Here is a 20,627-nt window from a genome sequence, read left to right as displayed (position 1 = left end):
CCTTGCTACATTAAATAAGAAGGGGAAGCTTTGGAGGTGAGTGTTAATGTCCGGGGAAATATTATCGCAAAATGAAATCGATGCTTTGTTATCGGCCATTTCCACAGGTGAAATGGATGCAGATGATTTAAAGAAAGAAGAAGTAGAAAAAAGAGTGAAAGTGTATGACTTTAAAAGGGCACTTCGCTTTTCAAAGGATCAAATCCGGAGTTTGACTAGGATACACGAAAACTTTGCAAGGTTGCTGACCACTTACTTTTCGGCTCAGCTTAGGACATATGTTCAAATTTCTGTTGCTTCGGCAGACCAAATCCCATATGAAGAGTTTATTCGTTCAATTCCGAAAATGACTATCCTGAATGTGTTTGAAGTGCCGCCTTTAGATGGACGTATCATCCTTGAGGTTAACCCGAATATCGCCTATTCCATGATGGATCGAGTTTTGGGAGGGCGGGGCATTAGCGTTAATAAGGTAGATAGTTTAACGGAAATAGAAACGAAAATCATGTCCAATTTATTCGAGAAGGCTTTTGAAAATTTACAGGAGGCATGGGGAACGATTGTTGAAATCGAACCTGTGATGACAGAGTTCGAAGTGAATCCACAATTCCTTCAACTGGTTTCACCCAACGATACTGTTGTTGTCATTTCCTTGAATACCCAAATCGGTGAAACGAGCGGGATGATTAATATTTGCATTCCTCACGTCGTTTTAGAACCTATCATACCGAAGTTATCTGCTCATTATTGGATGGAAACTTCCCAAAAGGAAAAAATCCCAGAGGAAATCATGATTTTGGAAAAGCGTATCCGAAACGCAGACCTTCCCATTATTTCTGAACTTGGTTCTACAGATATCACGATCCATGATTTTTTGCTGCTTGATGTTGGTGATGTCATCGATTTAAATAAGGCAATCGATGAACCTTTGACGATAAAAATTGGAGGAATCCCAAAATATAGTGCGCAGCCAGGTAAAGTAGGTAAAAAACACGCCATCCAGATTCTTGATATTTTGAAAGGGGGAGACGAAGATGGTAAGTGATGAAATGCTTTCACAAGACGAAATTGATGCCCTTTTGAAAGGTACAAGTGATATAGAAGATGAGGTGAACACTCTTTCGATGAACGATTATTTATCAATGATGGAACTCGATGCTCTCGGTGAAATTGGTAATATCTCTTTCGGAAGTTCGGCAACTGCCTTATCCACGTTATTGAATCAGAAAGTGGATATAACTACCCCGACGGTCACCGTCATTGAAAAGGGCCAGATTTCGAAAGAATTCCCTTATCCGTATGTAGCGATTCAAGTTCAATATACAGAAGGATTTTCAGGTATTAATATGTTGGTCATCAAGCAAAGCGATGCTGCTATCATAGCCGATTTGATGCTTGGCGGTGATGGACTAAATCCTTCAGACATGCTGGGGGAAATTCAATTGAGTGCGGTCCAGGAAGCCATGAACCAAATGATGGGTTCGGCAGCGACATCCATGTCGACTATTTTTAGTAAAAAAGTTGATATTTCTCCGCCAAGCATAGATTTACTTAACTTTTTAAATGGTGAAGGAGAAAATGCGATACCAGATGAGGATTTATTTGCAAAAATCTCTTTCCGTCTGCGTGTCGGTACGTTAATTGATTCCAGCATCATGCAAATGCTGCCTTTAGAATTCGCTAAAGGACTAGTTTCTGAACTTTTAAATGGAACAAGCGAACCAACCGAAATGAAAACGGAAAAAGTATTAAGTGATCCAGTTATAAACAATCCATCCCAGGAGCCTGACCAATTTCAGTACGCTGGAACGAACCAAACGGCAAATGAGTTCAATGGACAAGGTGGTTATCAAACTCAACCTACGAACCAAATACCGGATGTGCCGCAACATTTTGGAGGTTCATCTGTACCAACAGGTCAGCCGGTAAATGTTCAGCCTGCCAGTTTCACTAGTTTCCAGCCCTTTCAGCTTCAAGAGACTGAAACGAAAAATCTCAGCATGCTGATGGATATTCCATTGCAAGTAACAGTGGAGCTCGGAAGAACGAAGCGTTCTGTCAAGGATATTTTGGAGCTGTCGTCCGGTTCGATAATCGAATTGGATAAGTTGGCCGGCGAGCCAGTGGATATCCTGGTAAACAGTCGCTTGATAGCAAAAGGCGAAGTAGTAGTGATTGATGAAAACTTTGGAGTCCGTGTTACGGATATCATGAGCCAAAGCGACAGATTAAATAAAATTAGATAAATTTGGGGGACGAAAAGAATGGCGAATAGAATTTTAATTGTGGACGATGCAGCATTTATGAGAATGATGATAAAGGATATCCTTTCTAAAAATGGTTTTGAAATTGTCGGTGAAGCAGCAGATGGCGCGCAAGCCGTGGAAAAATATAAAGAAACACATCCGGATCTTGTAACGATGGATATTACCATGCCTGAAATGGATGGAATTACAGCTTTAAAAGAAATAAAAAAGGTGAATCCTCAAGCTAAGGTCATTATGTGTTCAGCGATGGGGCAACAAGCCATGGTCATTGATGCAATCCAGGCGGGCGCCAAGGACTTTATCGTGAAGCCATTCCAGGCTGACCGGGTATTGGAAGCCATAAATAAAGCATTAAGTTAAGAGGGTGTCTTCATATTGTTTTTTATAAAAAAATGGCTTCAGGTCCCACTGATGATAGCAGTACTCTTCTCTGGGGCCATTCCGGCCCATGCGGAAGATCTAGATAAAACAGTGAAGGAAGTTTATGAGCAGCCAGATGATCAGAAAGTAGATAATGAAAAATCGATAGACTCTCAATCTAACAATCAGGCTTCTAATCCGGATAAAGTCGGGATTACCGTTTGGGAATTTCTCAGGATGATATTTGCTACTATTTTTGTAGTGGCACTTCTGTATATCATATTGAAGTTCATCAATAAAAAGAGTAAATCGTACCAAAAGGCAAATTCTGTAGAGAATTTAGGCGGTACGAGCCTTGGTGCAAATCGTTCTGTTCAACTTGTTAAAATCGGAGGGCGAATATTGGTAATCGGGGTTGGTGAAAATATTCAACTCTTGAAAGAAATAGATGATCCTTTGGAATATGAACAGCTTTTGAAAGATTATAACGATAAGTTGGATCAAATGATTCAGCCTGGGGAGTTTGCAGCTAAATTGAAAAATAAGTGGTTGAAGAATAGAGAATCCGAAACCGCTAGTTTTTCTTCAGAGCTCGAAAGTCAACTTGATCAAATGTCTGATAGCAGGAAGAAGCTATTAAATGAGCTTGATAGGAAAGGAAGAGACAATGAATGAATGAGTTCATGGAGTTTTTCAATAACAGTGATCCCACTAATGCCTCTACTTCCGTCAAGCTTGTTCTTCTAATGACCGTATTATCGCTGGCTCCAAGCATATTGATCCTGATGACGTGTTTTACAAGAATCATCATTGTCCTGAGTTTTGTAAGAACATCGCTAGCTACACAGCAGATGCCTCCGAATCAGGTACTGGTCGGACTAGCTCTTTTCATGACCTTTTTTATAATGGCACCGACTTTTCAGGAAGTGAATGAGAAAGCATTAACTCCGTTATTTAATGAAGAAATAGATTTAGAAGAGGCATATGTGCAGGCCTCCATACCTTTTAAGGAATTCATGAGTGCGCATACAAGGCAAAAGGATCTGGCATTATTTTTGGAATATGCCAAGGTGGATAAGCCGGAAACGGTACAGGACATTCCCTTGACTGCATTTGTACCAGCTTTTGCAATCAGTGAAATCAAAACAGCCTTTCAAATAGGTTTTATGATTTTCATACCATTTCTGGTGATTGATATGGTAGTTGCAAGTGTCCTGATGTCGATGGGGATGATGATGTTACCGCCAGTCATGATTTCCCTCCCATTTAAAATCCTCCTGTTCATTCTAGTTGACGGATGGTATTTAGTAGTGAAGTCTTTATTACAGAGTTTTTAAGCAGGTGAGAAAAAATGAGTGCAGAGTTTGTTATTGATGTAGCAGAAAAAGGAATTTATATGGTATTGATTATCGCTGGCCCATTGATGGTGATCGCTCTTATTGTAGGCCTATTAGTAAGTATCTTTCAGGCGACTACCCAGATTCAGGAACAAACCTTGGCATTCGTTCCAAAAATCGTGGCAGTCTTATTGGGGCTCATTTTACTGGCTCCATGGATGCTGAGCCATCTGTTATCATACGCCAATGAAATATTCGGTAACCTGAATCGATTTGTAGGGTAGGGCATGGAGGAAATATTTCCGCACTTTCCCGCCTTTTTATTAATTGTGGTCAGGGTCACTACGTTTTTTGTGGCTATGCCGATTTTTTCGTATCGTTCAATACCGATTCAACATCGTGTAGGGCTTGGAATCTTTCTTGCCTGGATCATGTACTATACCATTGAAGCCCCTGTTCTGGACTTGGATGTCACATTTTATTTATTAATCATTAAGGAAGCGCTTGTTGGACTTTTCATAGGATTCGCTGCCTATATGATTTTATCGGCCGTTCAAATCGCAGGTGGATTGATTGATTTTCAGTTGGGTTTTTCAATTGCTAATGTCATCGATCCCCAAACTGGGGCTCAAAGCCCGTTGTTGGGACAATACCTTTATACAATCGCTCTATTATTCCTATTAAGCACAAACGGCCATCATTTGCTTTTGGATGGAATCTTTTACAGTTATCAGTTCATCCCGATTGACCAATTATTCGTACCATTCGGAGATCATACATTGATAGAATACTTGGCCAAAGCGTTCAGCAAAGCCTTCATGATTGCTTTTCAAATGTCCATGCCAGTGGTGGGGAGCATTTTTTTAGTGGATGTCACACTGGGAATCCTGGCAAGGACAGTTCCTCAATTAAATGTGTTCGTTGTCGGAATTCCAGTGAAAATCATAGCTGGCTTAGCGATCATAGTACTGGTTATGGGGATGATGATGACGGTTGTCACCCAACTTTTCAATTTCTTGCTTTTGACGATGCGTCATCTAATGCAGCTGATTGGAGGCGTTTGATATGGAGAGATTTCAACTGGATTTACAGTTTTTCGCTGGTGAGAAGACCGAAAAGGCGACTCCAAAAAAACGTCAGGATTCGAAGAAAAAAGGACAGGTGGCAAAGAGTCAGGATGTAAATACGTCTGTGAATTTAATTGCTGTATTTGCAGTGCTATTTATCATGGGGCCCTATATGTACAAGCATTTGCTCGGACTCATGAAAGAATATCTGCAACATTTTACTCTGGCTGGATTCAGCGAGGAAAATGTACAAATTATCATGATTGAGGTTTTGAAGGAGATGGGTCTGGTCCTTGGGCCCGTTTTTGCAGCAGCAATAGTGGCTGGGATCTTGGCGAATGTCATGCAAATTGGGTTTATGTTTTCAGCAGAATCCATTCAGTTCAAACTTGAAAAATTGGATCCCATAAAAGGATTCAAACGTATTTTTTCCATGAGAGCCATTGTTGAACTATTGAAATCCATACTTAAAATATCTTTTGTTGGTTTTGTTGCCTTTTATGTACTTTGGCAACGTATGGACGAGATTATGATTTTATCACAGACATCTGTGGAAGAAGCGATGTCAACATTGGCGGATATTACGATTAAAGTTGGGTTTTATGCTGCCGTGGCTTTATTGTTCATCGCGCTATTAGACTATTTGTATCAAAAATATGACTTTGAAAAAAACATCCGAATGTCCAAACAGGATATTAAGGATGAATATAAAAATTCCGAAGGGGACCCACTTATCAAATCCAAGATCAAGCAAAAGCAAAGGCAGATGGCGGCTCAAAGAATGATGCAGGAAATTCCCAATGCGGATGTCGTCATCACTAATCCGACGCATTTTGCAATTGCTTTAAAATATGATGAAGATAAGGCAGAGGCTCCGGTTGTAGTAGCAAAAGGCGTTGATTTTGTTGCTCAGAAAATTAAATTTATTGCAAAAGAAAACGATGTGATCATGGTGGAAAATCGGCCTTTGGCAAGGTCTTTATATGATCAAGCGGAATTAAGCCAGGCGATACCTGAGGAGTTCTTTAAGGCGGTCGCTGAAATACTCGCCTTTGTATATAAAACCAAAGGTAAGCTGTAAAGAAGTAACAGGTAACCCGTTAGTTAGGAGAGAAAAACATGCGAGCAAGAGATTTAGTTGTTATATCGAGCGTCATCCTGATCGTTGCCATGTTGGTCATTCCATTGCCAACATGGTTGTTAAGTATTTTACTCCTCTTAAATATCTCTCTTGCGCTGCTGGTTCTATTGACTACGATGAATATGAAAGAACCTCTCGAATTTTCTATCTTTCCTTCCTTACTCCTTTTACTGACATTGTTCAGGCTAGGGTTGAATGTTTCGACGACTCGTTCCATTTTGACATATGGTGATGCTGGAGGAGTTGTAGAAACCTTTGGATCGTTTGTAGTCGGAGGTAACGTACTTGTAGGATTGGTTGTGTTCATCATTTTGGTCATCATCAATTTCATTGTCATCACGAAAGGATCGGAACGGGTCTCCGAGGTGGCTGCCAGGTTTACGCTAGATGCGATGCCAGGGAAACAGATGGCCATTGATGCAGATTTAAATGCTGGGATGATTTCCGAAAACGAAGCACGTGTCAGAAGGGAAAAAATAAGCAACGAAGCAGACTTTTATGGCTCCATGGATGGGGCAAGTAAGTTTGTTAAAGGGGACGCCATTGCTGGCATCATCATTGTCATCATTAACTTAATTTTTGGTATGATCATTGGCATCATGCAATTGGACATGACTTTTGCAGAGTCCGCCGTACATTTTTCGATGTTATCAGTTGGTGATGGTATCGTCAGTCAGGTGCCTGCCTTATTGATTTCCACAGCAACAGGAATAGTCGTAACCCGGGCAGCCTCGAATGGCAACCTCGGAGCAGATATTGTTGAACAGTTATTTCAATTTCCTAAAATGCTCTACTTAACAGCAGCGACCATTTTTCTGCTAGGGTTATTCACTCCCATTTCCGACTTATTCACATTGCCGATTGCTGCTTTATTAGTCATTGGCGGGTATACAATTTCAAGGATACCAAAGCAGGATGAGAGTGAAATACAAGAAATGGAAGAGGTGCTGGAAACCGATGAAATGAAAAGTCCAGAAAGCGTCGTTAACCTTTTAAGTGTTGATCCGATTGAATTTGAGTTTGGATATGGACTGATTCCACTTGCAGACGCCAATCAAGGGGGGGACTTGCTTGATCGAGTCGTCATGATCCGCAGACAGCTTGCTATTGAATTGGGGCTTGTCATTCCTGTCGTCAGAATACGTGATAACATTCAGTTGAACCCTAATGAGTATCGGCTGAAAATTAAAGGAAGTGTCATGGCTAAAGGGGAATTGCTTCTTAATCATTTCTTGGCCATGAGCCCGGGGATAGAGGATGATTCAATAGAGGGAATCGATACGATAGAACCATCCTTCGGTTTACCAGCCAAATGGATCACGGAAGATATGAAGGAACATGCGGAGATGATGGGATATACGGTTGTAGACCCCCCAAGTGTAGTATCCACTCACTTGACGGAAGTCATAAAGGCCAATGCACAGGAATTATTAGGCAGGCAGGAAACGAAACAATTGATCGATCATCTCCATGAATCTTCCCCGATACTTGTAGAGGAAGTCACCCCGAATCCCTTGTCGATTGGCGATGTACAAAAGGTATTGGCAAAGTTATTGAAGGAAAAAGTCTCTATAAGGAATTTGCCGATCATTTTCGAAACACTTGCGGATTATGGGAAGTTATCGACTGACACAGATTTACTTACTGAATATGTACGTCAAAATCTAGCCAGACAAATAACGAATTCTTTTATTACAGATGAAAATAGAATTAAAGTCATAACATTATCGGGTAAAGTGGAAAAAACAATAGCGGATGGTGTTCAGCAAACTGAACATGGTAACTTTTTATCACTTGATCCAACTGTATCGCAATCTATATTGGAGGCAATTGCTGCGAAATTGGAAGAGCTGACATTAATGGATCACCAACCGATCTTACTCTGCTCTCCAGCAGTAAGGATGTATGCCAGGCAATTAACGGAACGTTATTTTCCTAATGTACCGATTCTTTCATACAATGAGCTTGAATCCAATGTAGAAGTACAAAGTGTAGGGGTGGTGAATATCGATTGAAGGTAAAGAAATATTTGGCACCATCAATGAGCGAGGCGATGAAGCGAATAAGGGTGGAACTAGGCAGTGATGCGGTCATCCTAAGTTCAAAGCCTGTATATACTAGTGGCTTCCTAGGATTATTCAAAAAGAGGAATATTGAAGTCATTGCAGCCATTGATCCAGTTTCCCAACCTAACCAAACGGTAAGTAAACAAAAAACGAAGAGGGTGCCTTTGAAACCGGAATTGGAAAGTGCACCTGATTTTAATGAAAACAAAAGGGCAAGTTCTGATTTATTACAAGAAATTGAAGGTTTGAAAGAAATGATCAAAAATATACAAATCAATTCATCTGGTAGGGAATATCCAGAAAAACTTCAGAAAATCCACGATTACCTAACGGAGCAGGAAGTGGATATATCACTGCGGTCACAAATCATGGAAGAACTACTTGAAAAATGGTTTATTTTCAAACAAAAAGCCACTGATGAAGAAGTTCAGGTTTGGTTGGAAGAAGCCATGTTCGGGATTCTGGATAAGGTTGAAAATGGAAAACAAGGGCTGCAAAAAAAATATATTAATATTGTTGGTCCAACAGGAGTGGGAAAGACTACCACTCTTGCAAAAGTAGCTGCGGAAACCATGTTGAAGCATGATAAAAAAGTGGCGTTCATTACGACGGATACGTACAGGATTGCTGCAATAGATCAGCTTAAGACATATGCAAAGATTTTAAACGTTCCGATTGAAGTCGCTTATAATTTGGAAGATTTCAAAAAGGCGGCTGAACGCTTCTCCCACTATGATTACGTCTTTATAGATACGGCCGGGAGAAATTTTCGTAACCCGCAATATGTAAAAGACCTTCATGAAATCATCCATTTTACAGATGAGATGGAAACCTATTTAGTGTTGTCATTAACCTCTAAGCAAAAGGATATGGAAGATATTTATCGGCAGTTTTCGGCCATACCGATTAAACAGGTCATTTTTACAAAAGCGGACGAGACTTCCACTTTCGGAGCAATATTTAATTTTATACACGCTCATAAATTAGGAGCCGCTTATATAACAAATGGACAGAATGTGCCAGACGATATTGAAATAGCTACTTCATCACAGGTATTGAAAATGGCTTTTGGGGCTGAAAAATTTGAATGATCAAGCTGAGAACTTACGAAGACGATTGGAATCCCGTCATAATCAATCAATGGCTAGGACAATTGCCGTTTTAAGTGGCAAAGGTGGAGTGGGAAAATCAAACTTTTCCCTGAACTTTTCCATAGCCCTTTCCAAAAGGGGGAAAAGGGTCCTGGTATTCGACATGGATATCGGCATGGGGAATATTGATATATTGATTGGGCAACATTCCCCCCTCAGTATTATTGATTTCTTTGAAAATGATTGTTGTTTGAAGGATATTATCACCGAAGGTCCCGGGAACATTTCCATCATTACTGGTGGAACAGGGCTGACGAATCTCTTTTCACTAGATGAAGAAAGCTATACCCGCTTTAATGAAGAATTCATTTCATTGTTGGCGAACTACGATTATATTTTATTTGATATGGGTGCTGGTATAACTCAGGATTCGATCAAATTCATATTATGTGTGGATGAATTATTCGTTATTACGACGCCTGAACCGACTTCTATCATGGATGCATACTCCGCAATGAAATATATTCATTCAGTCAATAAAGGTATTCCACTTTTCCTTGTTTGCAATAGGGTTTTCACGAGTAAGGACGGGAAAGAAACGATAGAGCGGCTCCAAAATGCACTAGTGAAATTTTTGGGTCTAGAAACCGTTGCACTAGGGTATTTACCTGATGATAGAACTGTTTCAAGAGCTGTTACAAAACAAATTCCCTTTATCCTTTTCGATTCAAAAGCCAATGTATCCAAAGCAATTGTGGACATTGCATCGAGATATGTAAACCATTCATTTGAGGGAGAAGTGACTTTGCAAAAAAGCGATTTCCTCCGAAATATGAAGAGATATTTTCTTGGAAAGTAGGTCTCCTTATATGGATAAAGTAAAAGTGCTGATAGTGGATGATTCTGCGTTTATGAGAAAGTTAATTTCAGAGTTTTTAGCAGAGGAGAGCAAGGTTGAAGTCATCGGAACTGCAAGAAATGGAATAGAAGCTTTAGATAAAATAAAGGCTTTAAAGCCAGATGTCGTGACTTTGGATGTGGAAATGCCGGTTCTGGACGGCTTGGAGGCATTAAACCGGATCATGAATGAATGTCCAACCGCTGTAGTGATGCTATCAAGTACAACGAAAATAGGTACGGAAAATACATTTGCTGCCATGAATAGTGGAGCCTTTGACTTTGTGGCTAAACCATCAGGTGCCATATCCCTGGATTTACATAAAATTAAGAAAGAACTTTACGAGAAAGTTATGGCAGCCAGCAGGGCAAATGTTCACAAACTACAAAAAAATGCTCTAAATATTGAAAGAAGCCCATCGTTTTTTTTGAAGTGTAGTAAAATAGAATCAATTGAAATGGTAAAAAGCGAAAAAAATAAAAAAATATGGTCCAATGGATATAAGAAAATTATAGTCATTGGTACATCTACAGGTGGCCCAAAAGCTTTGCAGACTGTATTGACAGAACTGCCAGAAGATATTGAGGCGCCCATTCTTGTTGTCCAGCACATGCCCCCCGGTTTTACAAAATCCTTGGCTACACGCCTGGATTCATTATGTAAGATTCAAGTGAAAGAAGCTGAAGAGGGGGAGTTGATCCAAAAAGGAATCGCCTACATCGCTCCTGGAGGTTTTCACTTGAAAGTGAGGAAAGTCGGAATGAGTTGGGCAGTCCTTTTGGATCAAACCGAATTGCGTAATGGACATCGCCCGTCGGTGGATGTTCTATTTGAATCAGTAAGTGAAATGAAGGATCTTGCGAAAATAGCCGTTATCATGACCGGGATGGGTATGGATGGGACGTTAGGGCTTAAGCGGTTGAAACAAAAGGGTCCTTTAAAAGCGATAGCCGAATCACAGGAGACATCAATCGTTTTTGGTATGCCGAAAGCAGCAATCAGTACCAATTTAATAGACAACATAGAGGATGTGGAAAAGATAGCTAAAGCGATAATAAGCTATTGTTAACACGTGGAGGTGGAGATTGTATGGATATGAATCAGTATCTAGAGGTATTTATAGAAGAAAGTAAAGAACATCTTCAAACATGCAGCGAACAGTTGCTTGTACTTGAAAAGAACCCGGAAGACCTCTCGATTGTAAATGAAATCTTTCGTTCCGCTCACACCTTAAAAGGGATGTCGGCAACTATGGGGTATGAGGATTTAGCCAATTTAACCCATAAAATGGAGAATGTTTTAGATGCAATCCGAAACAGTCAAATCATACTTACGCCTGAATTGTTTGATGTGATATTTTTAGCGGTTGATGATTTAGAGGCGATGGTCATGTCCATTGCTGAAGGTGGAGATGGAAAAAGGGATGTAGTGAAGGTTGTCAATCAACTTGAATTGATTGAAAAAGGGGAGTTCCAAGTTTTATCATCCTCCATTGCAGAGGTTGCAGCAGCTTCTGCCGTTCTTGGAAAGGAAGAAATGACTGCGGGGGAGTACGATGAATTTGAATGGACAGTGCTTCAGCAGTCCAAAGAGCAAGGGTTCAACAGCTTTGAAATTTCGATAGGTTTGCGTGAAGACTGTCTTTTAAAAGCTGCCCGCGTGTTTATGGTATTTGAAGTGCTTGAAAAATCAGGTGAAGTAATCAAGTCGCATCCACCCGTTGAACTTTTGGAAGAAGAGCAGTTCGATCAACAATTCACAGTCACGATGGTAACAAGAGAATCGGCTGAAGAGCTACAGAAAAAAATCATGAAGGTTTCTGAAGTGGATCGAGTTGTTCTGAATGCCCTTGATTTTGAAGGCTTGCGACATGCGGACAATACTGAAGAGGATAAAATTACTGCAGTGAATAAACAGGAACAAGAGAGAAATGATGCCGAGATTCCAATTGATAATAAGGAGAAGAAAAAACAGGCATCCGTCAAGCCAGCGTCAAGCAAGACCATCCGGGTAAACATTGAACGGCTGGATATATTAATGAACTTATTCGAGGAACTTGTAATCGATAGAGGCAGACTTAATCAAATTTCCAGTGATTTGGATAATCAAGAACTTCATGAAACAGTGGAAAGAATGTCCCGTATAACGAGTGATTTACAAACAATCGTGTTGAATATGCGTATGGTGCCTGTGGAAACGGTATTCAATCGTTTTCCAAAAATGGTTCGTCAATTAGCAAGGGATTTAAACAAGAAAGTTGATTTGGAAATCATCGGATCTGAAACGGAACTTGATCGTACAGTCATTGATGAAATTGGTGATCCTCTCGTCCATTTATTAAGAAACGCTCTGGATCATGGAATTGAAACACCTGAAGAACGTCTGGGGAAAGGGAAGAATGAAGAAGGTAAAATCCAATTAAAAGCGTATCACAGCGGGAATCATGTTTTCATTGAAATCGATGATGATGGGGCAGGCATCAATAAAGAGCGAGTCTTGAACAAGGCGCTTTCCAATGGGATTTTAACTAGGGAAATGGCTTCCACTCTAACAGATAAGCAAATCTATGAATTGATATTCGCCTCTGGTTTCTCAACAGCAGAGACCATTTCAGATGTGTCAGGGCGCGGTGTAGGTCTGGATGTAGTCAAAAATACAATCGAGTCTCTGGGCGGTTCAGTCACGATTGATTCCAAGGAGAACGAAGGATCCATATTCCTTATTCAGCTTCCACTTACATTATCCATTATTTCAGTCATGCTGGTTGCGATTCAAAACGAAAAATATGCTATACCGCTTTCTTCTATTATAGAGACTGCGATCATAAAAAGAGAAGATATCATGAATGCCCATAACCAGCAAGTTATTGACTTCAGGGGGAAAGTACTGCCACTTCTGTTCTTGAAAGATATTTTTGAAGTGCCTGTCAGTCAGGAAGAAGAAGAATTCCTCTCCGTTGTCATTGTAAGAAAAGGAGATAAATTAGCAGGATTAGTCGTTGATTCATTTATCGGGCAGCTAGAAATCGTTTTGAAATCACTGGGTAATTATTTAGCAAGTGCATTTGCAATATCGGGGGCAACGATTCTTGGTGATGGTCAAGTAGCCTTAATCATAGACTGCAACACATTGATTCATTGATTGATAGGAAAATAAGAAGAGCCGTGTCACTTTCAGGTTAACATTTAGCTTACCTATCATCATGATTTTTTTGCAAAGAGGAGGGGAATAGATGTCGGAGGATATGAAAGTAATCGTATTTCAAATTAAAGATAAAGAATATGCCATTCCAGTAGATAAAGTGAGCGGAATTGAAAAGCTTCTGCATATAACCAGAGTCCCAAAGGCTGTTCAGTTTGTTAAGGGAGTCATCAATTTAAGGGGAGTCATTACCCCAATTATTGATTTACGGGTCCGTTTTGGATTCGAAGAGGTGGAATACGATGATTCTACAAGGATTATCATAGTCATTCTGGATGATATGGAAGTAGGGTTAATAGTGGATTCAGCTAATGATGTTTTGGATATTCCAGTGGATAGTATTGAGCCGCAGCCTGAAGTTGTGGGTCATTTGGCTTCAGAATACATTAGCGGCGTAGCAAAAATTGAAAAGCGTCTGCTCGTCTTAATTAATTTGGAAAAGGCATTAAGTCTAGAAGTGACTGAAAATATGTTAAAAGAAGGATAATCATATGTCGTTCATTGAAAAAATCAATCCTCTTCAACTCGATATTTTGAAGGAAATTGGCAATATAGGAGCCGGAAATGCAGCAACTGCGCTTTCAGCCATCCTTAATAGGAAAATAGATATGAATGTTCCTAATGTTCGAATCGTATCCTTCGATGAAATGATGGAAATGGCCGGCGGGGCCGATCACGTCGTTGCCAGCGTTTTTCTTAGAATAGAAGGTGACGCATCTGGGAGTATGTTTTTAATCCTTACGCTTCCAGTAGCCCAATACTTGATTCGACAGATGACTGGTGAAGAAACCTTTTCGATAGATTCTACACCCTATACTGAATTGGCATTCTCTAGTCTTCAGGAATTAGGGAATATATTATCGGGATCCTATCTATCTTCACTAGCTGATTTCACTGGATTGAATTTATATCCATCTGTTCCGTCATTGAGCATCGATATGGCAGGCGCGGCTATCAGCTATGGATTATTGGAATTATCCCAAGTAAGTGACGCAGCCATTGTCATTGATACGGTCCTCGAAAAAGATCAGCTACATGCGGAATCCTTTGATGGTCATTTCTTTTTATTGCCTGATCCTGAATTTTTCGATATCATTTTTGCCGCTTTGGGAGTGACACTAAATGACTGATTTGTTACATGTCAAGGTTGTGAAGGTCGGAATAGCGGATATGAATATTATAAAACCTCCCCATTCGATCCGTACTTCCGGGCTAGGGTCTTGTGTTGGTCTTGTGATTTATGACGAAAAAAAAGGGATTGCCGGTTTGGCTCACGTCATGTTGCCTGACTCTTCACTCGCTAAATCGGGTCAGATCAATGTTGCTAAATTTGCGGATACGGCTGTTAAGGAATTAGTGCATCTCTTAGTAAAAGAAGGCGCAAGAATGCCATTCTTAAAAGCGAAGTTGGCTGGCGGGGCGCAAATGTTTCAATTTGCCTCAGGGGGGGACTTAATGAGAATAGGTCCCCGGAATGTGGATGCAGTCAAAAAAGAGTTACTTGACTTGCGCATTCAAGTCGTTGCTGAAGATGTTGGGGGGAATAGCGGGAGAACGATCGAATTCAAATTGAACGATTGTTTACTGAATATACGGACCGTAAATAAAGGGACAAAAAGCATATAGAAACGGAAATAGCATTAAAAAAAGCGCAGTTAAAATTATGACAGGATCACAAGAATCAAATTATTGTTGCATCTTGGGCCTTAATGGGCCGATTGTTCATTAAATGTATACAATGTTAGGAGGATGTCCAATGTCTCATCTGACCATCGAAGAAGAACAATTATGTTGGAAAAATTGGGTTGATTGCAGAAATCCGCAGGCCGGGGACATTTTGGTCAAGAAATACATCCCGCTTGTATCGTATCATGTTCAACGCATTTCAGTAAGTCTTCCTAAAAATGTGAGCCGTGATGATATCAGGAGTTTAGGGATGATGGGGTTATTCGATGCGCTTGAGCGTTTTGATACGAATCGAGACCTGAAGTTTGACACATATGCTTCATTTAGAATTCGTGGTGCTATTTTAGATGGATTAAGAAAAGAGGATTGGCTTCCACGGAGTGCAAGAGATAAAGCCAAGAAAATAGAGTCTGCTATTGAAAAGCTAGAGCAGAAATACATGAGGAACCTTTCTCCAAATGAAATTGCAGCTGAATTGAATATACCGGAAGATGATGTATATGCTGCAATAAATGAAAACTTCTTTGCGAACGTATTATCCATGGATGAAAACCCTCAAGAACAAGACGATAAAGAAAGCACAAAATTTCATATTAAAGATGAAAAAACGGATTTACCTGAGGAACATGTGTTAAGGGAAGAACTATATGTGGAATTAGCCGAAGTCATAGAAACGCTTAATGAAAAAGAACAGTTGGTTTTACAACTTTTTTATAAAGAGGAACTAACATTAACCGAAATTGGACAAGTAATGAGCCTATCTACATCTCGGATTTCCCAGATTCACTCAAAAGCAATATATAAATTAAGAAATGCGATGCAAGATCAAAAGAATTAAACATGCTTAGGGGGAACATGGCTGCAACGGATACATACAGGTCACGAGTGCGATTTTCGACGTCGAAGAATCACGACCTTGTCGCCTTTAATCATTTGGTCATGCCCCTTCTTGAACATTTCAAAATCACAGAATTTTTTAAACCGCACTTAGTCTAATAGAATAGGTCCAGGTTTGCAAGGTATTCAAGGCATATTTTTTTAGAAAGGTGGGTGGCCATGAGTTTAAAAGCGATTGAGATGCAAGTTGCTCTCCCCAGAACCTCGGATGCAGGGGAAATTCAAGAGCAAAATCAACAAAAGAGTTTGGTCCAACAGAATCATGCTGCCCATCAAGTCAAAAAGGATTTAGAAAGAAAACAAAAGACCGTAGTAGGTGAAGAGCAAAAGCTTCCTGCTCATTTTTATGAAAAGGAAGGTAATGCAATCAAGGGGCAGACTCGAAAAAAAATAAACAGAAAAAAACAGCAGTGAAAAAAGATCCCCATCCGTATAAAGGAAATAGGATTGACTATTCCGGTTTATAGGAGGCAACATGTTAGTATTTTTTATGTTTGTGTTGTTTGTTTTGAATATATTCACCATTTTTGCCATCGTCATTTTATATCTTCGTCAAAACCGTTTAAGTAAGCTGGAAAAAGACCAAAAAGCAATCATAGGAGAAATGGAACAACTTTTGTCTGGTTATTTGATGGAGATGAAAGAAGATAACGAGACATTGGTTCAGGCATTCACCAATTCGGTAGCGATGAAATCCGGGGTTGATACAAATGAACAAGAACATGGGCCATTATATGAAACCATGGGAGAGAAAGAAGTCAAGCAAGAACAAAACATGATGCAAGGGCATCATGAGGGAAGGCGTGTCACCTTTAAAAAGCAGGCTATCAACGCTTATAAAAAAATGCCTGAAGAACAAGAGTACAATACTTTACCAGTAATAGATGAGGACAAATTGGAGCTTTCCGCAGCAGCCATTTCCCCCTCATTCGAGGGTAATTCGACCGGTAAAGAATTTGCGGACATGTTACAGGCTTCGTTAAATGAACGATCACTAGATGAACAAGTGAAAATGTTAGCTGATCAAGGACATTCAATAAAAGAAATCGCCAAAAAGTTAAATCGCGGCCAAACGGAAATTGAACTATTACTAAAGTTTCGTATGAATAGATAAATATTTCTTGATTGTGCAGAGTCGTTATGATATATTATGAAATGGTGTTAATACACACGCCCCGTGATTCTTGCAGATGGTGCTGTTTCGACAGTTTCTGTATGAAAATGATCGGTGCGGAGGAAAAACAAAACCATTTAGGAGGAACTAAAATGTCAGTCATTTCTATGAAACAATTGCTTGAAGCTGGTGTGCATTTCGGACACCAAACACGTCGCTGGAACCCGAAAATGAAGAAATATATCTTCACTGAGCGTAACGGCATCTACATCATCGACCTTCAAAAAACAGTTAAAAAGGTTGAAGAAGCTTATAACTTCGTGAAAGAACTAGCTGCTAACGGTGGAACTGTTCTTTTCGTTGGTACTAAAAAACAAGCTCAAGAGTCTGTTAAAGAAGAAGCTATCCGTTCTGGTATGTACTATGTAAACCAACGTTGGTTAGGTGGAACTTTAACAAACTTTGAAACAATCCAAAAACGTATTACTCGTCTTAAAGATATCGAAAAAATGGAAGCAAACGGAACTTTCGAAGTACTTCCTAAAAAAGAAGTTATCCAACTTAAAAAAGAATGGGATCGCTTAGAGAAATTCTTAGGCGGTATTAAAGATATGAAGACTCTTCCAGATGCGATCTTCGTTATCGACCCTCGCAAAGAGCGTATTGCTGTTGCGGAAGCTCACAAATTACACATTCCACTTGTTGGTATCGTTGATACAAACTGTGATCCGGATGAAATCGATGTAGTTATTCCTGCGAATGACGATGCAATCCGTGCTGTTAAATTATTAACAGGTAAAATGGCAGATGCTATCTTAGAAGCTAAACAAGGCGAAGAAACAGCTACTGAAACAACAACTGCTTAATAAGTAAAAAAGGTTGCTTATTCAGTGAGAAAAAAGGTGATAAGAGGATAATGCCTTTTATCCCTTTTTTTTGCACTAAATAAGCATACATAAATCACCGTGTGAATGAAAAAGGCATGGTTGGTTTTCAGGAAAGGAAAATCATTCAGTTCAGTCAATTTGACTGACTAAGTGGGTGATTCTTCTGGAATTCTGCCAAGAATCGTTATTTTCTTTGGTGATAACAAGTATTTTCTGGCAAAAATGGGTAAAGATTGAATAAACTGCATTTAATTTGAGGAGGATATATATTATGGCAATCACTGCACAATTAGTTAAAGAATTGCGTGAAAAAACTGGTGCCGGTATGATGGACTGTAAAAAGGCACTTGTACAAACAGAAGGCGATATGGAAAAAGCAATTGATTTCCTACGTGAAAAAGGAATTGCAAAAGCAGCTAATAAAGGTGACCGTATTGCTGCTGAAGGTTTAAGTTCTATCGTTGTAGAAGGAAACCAAGCGGTTATTCTTGAAGTGAATTCAGAAACTGATTTCGTTGCTAAAAACGAAGGCTTCCAAACTCTTGTTAAAGAATTAGCAGCATTCCTTATTGCTAACAAACCTGAAAGCGTTGAAGTTGCTCTTGAACAAACAATGGAAAATGGAGCAAAAGTTGCAGATCATATCAATGCTGCAGTTGCTAAAATCGGGGAAAAATTAACTCTTCGCCGTTTTGAAGTTGTTACAAAAACAGATAACGACGCATTCGGTGCATACCTTCACATGGGTGGACGTATCAGCGTACTATCAGTACTTGAAGGTACAACTGACGAAGAGGCAGCTAAAGGCGTTTCAATGCATATCGCTGCGATTAACCCTAAATATATCTCTCGCGACCAAGTTGATGCTAGCGAATTAGACCGCGAACGCGAAGTTCTTACTCAGCAAGCGCTTAATGAAGGTAAACCTGAAAAAATCGTTGCGAAAATGGTTGAAGGACGTATCAATAAATTCTACGAAGAAATCTGTGTTAACGAACAAGCTTTCGTTAAAAACCCGGATCAAAAAGTGGGACAATTCGTTGAATCAAAAGGCGGAAAAATCCTATCATTCGTTCGTTATGAAGTAGGGGAAGGTCTTGAAAAACGTCAAGAAAACTTTGCTGAAGAAGTAATGAACCAAGTTAAAAAAGACTAATTGTCAGATAATTAATAATAGGGAACACTCTGGTGTTCCCTATTTTTTGAAATGTCATGAATTTTTGGTAGTATTGCAAGAAAGCATGATGAACGAATGAAAAGATTACATAGTTGGAGGTTCTCATGAGTAACGCTAAATATAAACGTGTCGTTTTAAAACTAAGTGGCGAAGCATTAGCCGGTGAAGAAGGATTTGGAATTAACCCTGCAGTAATTAAATCTATTGCTGAACAAGTCAAGGAAGTGGCTGAGCTTGATGTGGAAGTGGCTGTTGTTGTCGGCGGCGGAAACATTTGGCGCGGGAAAATAGGCAGTGAAATGGGCATGGATCGTGCTAATGCCGATTATATGGGTATGCTGGCTACAGTCATGAACTCATTGGCATTACAAGACAGCCTTGATCAGCTTGGAATTGAAACGCGCGTGCAAACTTCCATTGAGATGAGACAAGTCGCAGAACCATACATTAGACGCCGTGCAATCAGGCATCTAGAGAAAAAGAGAGTGGTGATTTTTGCAGCTGGTACAGGTAATCCATACTTCTCAACGGATACCACTGCCGCCCTGCGTGCTGCTGAAATTGAAGCTGATGTCATCTTGATGGCGAAGAATAATGTGGATGGCGTTTACAATGCAGATCCGGTAAAAGACAAAAATGCAGTGAAGTATGATGAACTTTCCTATCTTGATGTGATTAAAGAAGGATTGGAAGTGATGGATTCGACTGCGTCCTCACTGTGCATGGACAATGATATTCCATTGATTGTCTTCTCGATTATGGAAAAAGGTAATATTAAACGAGCCGTTCTAGGCGAAACGCTTGGAACAATTGTAAGGGGGAAATAAAAGATGCCGAAACAAGTTATTTCGAATGCGAAAACGAAAATGGAAAAAGCCATTGGAGCTTACACACGTGAATTAGCTAGCATCCGTGCCGGAAGGGCAAATGCCTCATTGCTTGATAGAATCTCGATCGATTATTATGGTTCACCAACACCTGTAAATCAGGTGGCTGGTATTTCTGTCCCTGAAGCTAGACTTTTAGTCATTCAACCTTATGATAAAACCGTATTAGGTGAGATTGAAAAAGCGATCTTGAAATCAGACTTAGGCTTAAATCCTTCTAATGATGGTTCAATCATCAGGATAGCCATTCCAGCGTTAACTGAGGAACGTAGAAAAGAGCTTGTGAAAGTTGTCAAGAAAGAAGCGGAAGATGCAAAAATAGCTGTCCGTAACGTGCGTCGCGATGCTAATGATGATTTGAAAAAGCTTGAAAAAAATGGTGAAATCACTGAAGATGATTTACGTGGCTATGTCGATGACATTCAAAAGATGACAGATGGCAATATCACGAAAGTCGATGAGATTACCAAAGATAAAGAAAAAGAAATTTTGGAAGTATAATTTCTACTTAAAGCAATGATTAAATTAAGAGGGCCGAATCCATACTGGGT

General features: G+C 39.8%; 23 protein-coding genes. All 23 read left to right on the top strand.

The features are described from left to right. Positions 1 to 46 precede the first annotated feature (46 nt). The 23 genes from fliM to frr all read left to right on the top strand — a co-directional run bounded on the left by fliM (position 47) and on the right by frr (position 20,577). The gene (gene fliM / locus LQ203_RS11195) at positions 47 to 1,045 is read left to right on the top strand and encodes a flagellar motor switch protein FliM (RefSeq protein ID WP_230158081.1); all 999 of its coding nucleotides are present in this window, start codon (positions 47 to 49) and stop codon (positions 1,043 to 1,045) included. Then, positions 1,035 to 2,246 (top strand): flagellar motor switch phosphatase FliY, encoded by a 1,212-nt coding sequence (gene fliY, locus LQ203_RS11190; protein WP_230158079.1) that lies wholly within the window; start codon positions 1,035 to 1,037, stop codon positions 2,244 to 2,246. The genes fliM and fliY overlap by 11 nt, the downstream gene beginning before the upstream one ends. 18 nt (positions 2,247 to 2,264) lie before the next feature. After that, positions 2,265 to 2,627, top strand: coding sequence for a response regulator (locus LQ203_RS11185; protein WP_063231856.1), 363 nt, complete (start codon positions 2,265 to 2,267; stop codon positions 2,625 to 2,627). Between the two features lie 15 nt (positions 2,628 to 2,642). After that, on the top strand, positions 2,643 to 3,302 hold the full coding sequence (locus LQ203_RS11180; RefSeq protein ID WP_230158077.1) for a flagellar biosynthetic protein FliO: 660 nt from the start codon (positions 2,643 to 2,645) through the stop codon (positions 3,300 to 3,302). Then, entirely contained in the window at positions 3,299 to 3,964 is a 666-nt protein-coding gene (gene fliP / locus LQ203_RS11175; protein WP_230158069.1) for a flagellar type III secretion system pore protein FliP, read from the top strand. Before LQ203_RS11180 ends, fliP begins: the two co-directional genes overlap by 4 nt. Positions 3,965 to 3,978: 14 nt before the next feature. Further along, on the top strand, positions 3,979 to 4,248 hold the full coding sequence (gene fliQ, locus LQ203_RS11170) for a flagellar biosynthesis protein FliQ (RefSeq protein ID WP_230158060.1): 270 nt from the start codon (positions 3,979 to 3,981) through the stop codon (positions 4,246 to 4,248). Between the two features lie 3 nt (positions 4,249 to 4,251). Continuing rightward, positions 4,252 to 5,028, top strand: a complete 777-nt coding sequence (gene fliR / locus LQ203_RS11165; protein ID WP_230158059.1) for a flagellar biosynthetic protein FliR — start codon at positions 4,252 to 4,254, stop codon at positions 5,026 to 5,028. A 1-nt stretch (position 5,029) separates the two neighbouring features. Next, positions 5,030 to 6,112, top strand: a complete 1,083-nt coding sequence (gene flhB, locus LQ203_RS11160) for a flagellar biosynthesis protein FlhB (RefSeq protein WP_230158058.1) — start codon at positions 5,030 to 5,032, stop codon at positions 6,110 to 6,112. Positions 6,113 to 6,150: 38 nt separating this feature from the next. After that, complete coding sequence (gene flhA / locus LQ203_RS11155) at positions 6,151 to 8,187, top strand: flagellar biosynthesis protein FlhA (RefSeq protein ID WP_230158057.1); 2,037 nt, start codon at positions 6,151 to 6,153, stop codon at positions 8,185 to 8,187. Beyond that, a complete protein-coding gene (gene flhF / locus LQ203_RS11150; RefSeq protein WP_230158056.1) occupies positions 8,184 to 9,329 on the top strand; it encodes a flagellar biosynthesis protein FlhF in 1,146 nt (381 codons plus the stop codon). The genes flhA and flhF overlap by 4 nt, the downstream gene beginning before the upstream one ends. Next, complete coding sequence (locus LQ203_RS11145; RefSeq protein ID WP_230158055.1) at positions 9,322 to 10,188, top strand: MinD/ParA family protein; 867 nt, start codon at positions 9,322 to 9,324, stop codon at positions 10,186 to 10,188. Before flhF ends, LQ203_RS11145 begins: the two co-directional genes overlap by 8 nt. A gap of 10 nt (positions 10,189 to 10,198) precedes the next feature. Continuing rightward, the gene (locus LQ203_RS11140; protein WP_230158054.1) at positions 10,199 to 11,296 is read left to right on the top strand and encodes a chemotaxis response regulator protein-glutamate methylesterase; all 1,098 of its coding nucleotides are present in this window, start codon (positions 10,199 to 10,201) and stop codon (positions 11,294 to 11,296) included. A 20-nt stretch (positions 11,297 to 11,316) separates the two neighbouring features. Continuing rightward, the gene (locus LQ203_RS11135; protein ID WP_230158053.1) at positions 11,317 to 13,368 is read left to right on the top strand and encodes a chemotaxis protein CheA; all 2,052 of its coding nucleotides are present in this window, start codon (positions 11,317 to 11,319) and stop codon (positions 13,366 to 13,368) included. A gap of 91 nt (positions 13,369 to 13,459) precedes the next feature. Further along, positions 13,460 to 13,915: a chemotaxis protein CheW gene (locus LQ203_RS11130; protein WP_230158051.1), complete on the top strand. Its 456-nt coding sequence runs from the start codon at positions 13,460 to 13,462 to the stop codon at positions 13,913 to 13,915. A 4-nt stretch (positions 13,916 to 13,919) separates the two neighbouring features. Then, positions 13,920 to 14,558, top strand: a complete 639-nt coding sequence (locus tag LQ203_RS11125; protein ID WP_230158049.1) for a chemotaxis protein CheC — start codon at positions 13,920 to 13,922, stop codon at positions 14,556 to 14,558. Then, positions 14,551 to 15,054, top strand: a complete 504-nt coding sequence (locus LQ203_RS11120; RefSeq protein ID WP_230158047.1) for a chemotaxis protein CheD — start codon at positions 14,551 to 14,553, stop codon at positions 15,052 to 15,054. The genes LQ203_RS11125 and LQ203_RS11120 overlap by 8 nt, the downstream gene beginning before the upstream one ends. Positions 15,055 to 15,184: 130 nt before the next feature. Then, the gene (locus LQ203_RS11115) at positions 15,185 to 15,952 is read left to right on the top strand and encodes a FliA/WhiG family RNA polymerase sigma factor (RefSeq protein WP_230158045.1); all 768 of its coding nucleotides are present in this window, start codon (positions 15,185 to 15,187) and stop codon (positions 15,950 to 15,952) included. Between the two features lie 218 nt (positions 15,953 to 16,170). Continuing rightward, entirely contained in the window at positions 16,171 to 16,425 is a 255-nt protein-coding gene (locus tag LQ203_RS11110) for a hypothetical protein (RefSeq protein WP_230158043.1), read from the top strand. 61 nt (positions 16,426 to 16,486) lie between these two features. After that, the gene (locus LQ203_RS11105; RefSeq protein ID WP_230158042.1) at positions 16,487 to 17,125 is read left to right on the top strand and encodes a hypothetical protein; all 639 of its coding nucleotides are present in this window, start codon (positions 16,487 to 16,489) and stop codon (positions 17,123 to 17,125) included. 152 nt (positions 17,126 to 17,277) lie between these two features. Next, on the top strand, positions 17,278 to 17,991 hold the full coding sequence (gene rpsB / locus LQ203_RS11100) for a 30S ribosomal protein S2 (protein ID WP_056526825.1): 714 nt from the start codon (positions 17,278 to 17,280) through the stop codon (positions 17,989 to 17,991). A gap of 292 nt (positions 17,992 to 18,283) precedes the next feature. Then, on the top strand, positions 18,284 to 19,168 hold the full coding sequence (gene tsf, locus LQ203_RS11095; protein WP_230158041.1) for a translation elongation factor Ts: 885 nt from the start codon (positions 18,284 to 18,286) through the stop codon (positions 19,166 to 19,168). Positions 19,169 to 19,293: 125 nt separating this feature from the next. Beyond that, entirely contained in the window at positions 19,294 to 20,016 is a 723-nt protein-coding gene (pyrH, locus tag LQ203_RS11090; protein ID WP_057913387.1) for a UMP kinase, read from the top strand. A 3-nt stretch (positions 20,017 to 20,019) separates the two neighbouring features. Then, positions 20,020 to 20,577, top strand: a complete 558-nt coding sequence (frr, locus tag LQ203_RS11085) for a ribosome recycling factor (protein ID WP_230158040.1) — start codon at positions 20,020 to 20,022, stop codon at positions 20,575 to 20,577. The last annotated feature ends 50 nt before the right edge of the window (positions 20,578 to 20,627 follow it).

The sequence above is a fragment of the Peribacillus sp. Bi96 genome (genome assembly GCF_918698115.1).
In the GTDB taxonomy this organism is placed as follows: domain Bacteria; phylum Bacillota; class Bacilli; order Bacillales; family DSM-1321; genus Peribacillus.
This window is presented reverse-complemented; position numbering and strand designations above follow the sequence as displayed.

Coding starts and splice junctions, on each gene's coding strand:
- fliM (WP_230158081.1), top strand. CDS start 47: ATGTCCGGGGAAATATTATCGCAAAATGAAATCGATGCTTTGTTATCG.
- fliY (WP_230158079.1), top strand. CDS start 1,035: ATGGTAAGTGATGAAATGCTTTCACAAGACGAAATTGATGCCCTTTTG.
- LQ203_RS11185 (WP_063231856.1), top strand. CDS start 2,265: ATGGCGAATAGAATTTTAATTGTGGACGATGCAGCATTTATGAGAATG.
- fliP (WP_230158069.1), top strand. CDS start 3,299: ATGAATGAGTTCATGGAGTTTTTCAATAACAGTGATCCCACTAATGCC.
- fliQ (WP_230158060.1), top strand. CDS start 3,979: ATGAGTGCAGAGTTTGTTATTGATGTAGCAGAAAAAGGAATTTATATG.
- fliR (WP_230158059.1), top strand. CDS start 4,252: ATGGAGGAAATATTTCCGCACTTTCCCGCCTTTTTATTAATTGTGGTC.
- flhB (WP_230158058.1), top strand. CDS start 5,030: ATGGAGAGATTTCAACTGGATTTACAGTTTTTCGCTGGTGAGAAGACC.
- flhA (WP_230158057.1), top strand. CDS start 6,151: ATGCGAGCAAGAGATTTAGTTGTTATATCGAGCGTCATCCTGATCGTT.
- LQ203_RS11140 (WP_230158054.1), top strand. CDS start 10,199: ATGGATAAAGTAAAAGTGCTGATAGTGGATGATTCTGCGTTTATGAGA.
- LQ203_RS11135 (WP_230158053.1), top strand. CDS start 11,317: ATGGATATGAATCAGTATCTAGAGGTATTTATAGAAGAAAGTAAAGAA.
- LQ203_RS11130 (WP_230158051.1), top strand. CDS start 13,460: ATGTCGGAGGATATGAAAGTAATCGTATTTCAAATTAAAGATAAAGAA.
- LQ203_RS11125 (WP_230158049.1), top strand. CDS start 13,920: ATGTCGTTCATTGAAAAAATCAATCCTCTTCAACTCGATATTTTGAAG.
- LQ203_RS11120 (WP_230158047.1), top strand. CDS start 14,551: ATGACTGATTTGTTACATGTCAAGGTTGTGAAGGTCGGAATAGCGGAT.
- LQ203_RS11115 (WP_230158045.1), top strand. CDS start 15,185: ATGTCTCATCTGACCATCGAAGAAGAACAATTATGTTGGAAAAATTGG.
- LQ203_RS11110 (WP_230158043.1), top strand. CDS start 16,171: ATGAGTTTAAAAGCGATTGAGATGCAAGTTGCTCTCCCCAGAACCTCG.
- LQ203_RS11105 (WP_230158042.1), top strand. CDS start 16,487: ATGTTAGTATTTTTTATGTTTGTGTTGTTTGTTTTGAATATATTCACC.
- rpsB (WP_056526825.1), top strand. CDS start 17,278: ATGTCAGTCATTTCTATGAAACAATTGCTTGAAGCTGGTGTGCATTTC.
- tsf (WP_230158041.1), top strand. CDS start 18,284: ATGGCAATCACTGCACAATTAGTTAAAGAATTGCGTGAAAAAACTGGT.
- pyrH (WP_057913387.1), top strand. CDS start 19,294: ATGAGTAACGCTAAATATAAACGTGTCGTTTTAAAACTAAGTGGCGAA.
- frr (WP_230158040.1), top strand. CDS start 20,020: ATGCCGAAACAAGTTATTTCGAATGCGAAAACGAAAATGGAAAAAGCC.